Consider the following 1,260-nt stretch of genomic DNA (forward strand, 5'->3'; position numbering starts at 1 on the left):
TGGAGTTACCCCCTGGGACCGGACACCTTGATTCCAGACACTGGTCTGGAGGGAGGATGTCCTGATGTCGCGCAGGTCGAAATATCCGGAGCAGTTCCGCCGGGACGCGATCGAGCTGGTCAACACAAGTGATCGGCCATTGCGGCAGATAGCCCGCGAACTCGGGGTCAACCACGAAACTCTCCGGTCATGGGTGAACGCGGCCAAGCGCGCCGAGACCGCCCCGCCCGAGGATCCCGCTGACTCCGAGGAGGTGCGGCGGCTGCGGAAACAGGTCGCTGAGCTGCAGAAAGAGAAGGAGATCCTGCGGAAAGCGGCCGCTTATTTTGCGCGCGAGATGGATCGATGAGCTACCGCTACCGGTTCATCTCCGAACACCGCGCCACCTTCGGCGTGCAGCGGTTGTGCCAGGTCCTGGGCCTGCGCCGGCAAGGCTTCCACGAGTGGGTCACCGCCGAGAAAGCCCGCAACACCCGCGCGGAAGCGGAGCAGAATCTGGTCACGGTGATCGCCGGGATCCACGCCGAGCACCGCGGCGCCTACGGAGTCCCGCGGATCACCGCGGAACTGCACCGCCGCGGCCACACCGTGAACCACAAGCGGGTCGAGCGGCTGATGCGGGAACAGGGTCTGGCCGGGATCACCCGCCGCAAACGCCGGTCGCTGACCCGCCCGGCCGCGAACCCGGTCGCGCCGGTGACAGACCTGATCCGCCGCAACTTCACCGCCCCCGAGCCGGGACAGCGGTTTGTCGGGGACATCACCTGCCTGCCCACCTTCGAAGGCTGGCTCTACCTGGCCACTGTCATCGACCTGCACACCCGCGAGGTGGTCGGGCATGCGATGGCCGACCATATGCGCACCGACCTGGTCTGCGACGCGATCGACCTCGCGACCGCTCGGGGCCTGATCGACGATGATGCGGTGTTTCATTCCGATCGTGGTGTCCAGTACACCTCGGGACAGTTCCGGGCCGCGTTGGCGGAGAAGAAGATCCGGCCGTCGATGGGGCGGGTCGGGTCCTGCTACGACAACGCTGTCGCCGAAGCGTTCTTCGCGACCCTCAAGTCCGAGATCGGCACCACGATCTGGCGCACCCGTGCCCAGGCCCGCCACGATGTGTTCGTCTATCTGCGGTACTTCAACCATGACCGGTTGCATTCCACGGTCGGTCAGAACACACCAGCCGAGACCCGGATCAACTACGGTCAGGTCTCAGCTGCCTGAAAAACCGGTGTCCGTCTCCCGGGGGCAACTCCA

2 protein-coding genes are annotated in these 1,260 nt (G+C 65.6%); both read left to right on the top strand.

What is annotated here, in order from left to right:
- Positions 1-64: 64 nt before the first annotated feature.
- Positions 65-349, top strand: a complete 285-nt coding sequence (locus AB0C38_RS49490; RefSeq protein WP_360688733.1) for a transposase — start codon at positions 65-67, stop codon at positions 347-349.
- The gene (locus AB0C38_RS49495) at positions 346-1,227 is read left to right on the top strand and encodes an IS3 family transposase (protein WP_360688736.1); all 882 of its coding nucleotides are present in this window, start codon (positions 346-348) and stop codon (positions 1,225-1,227) included. Before AB0C38_RS49490 ends, AB0C38_RS49495 begins: the two co-directional genes overlap by 4 nt.
- Positions 1,228-1,260: the final 33 nt, after the last annotated feature.

The organism is Amycolatopsis sp. NPDC048633, from assembly GCF_040650695.1.
Taxonomy (GTDB): Bacteria; Actinomycetota; Actinomycetes; order Mycobacteriales; family Pseudonocardiaceae; genus Amycolatopsis.

Coding starts and splice junctions, on each gene's coding strand:
- AB0C38_RS49490 (WP_360688733.1), top strand. CDS start 65: ATGTCGCGCAGGTCGAAATATCCGGAGCAGTTCCGCCGGGACGCGATC.
- AB0C38_RS49495 (WP_360688736.1), top strand. CDS start 346: ATGAGCTACCGCTACCGGTTCATCTCCGAACACCGCGCCACCTTCGGC.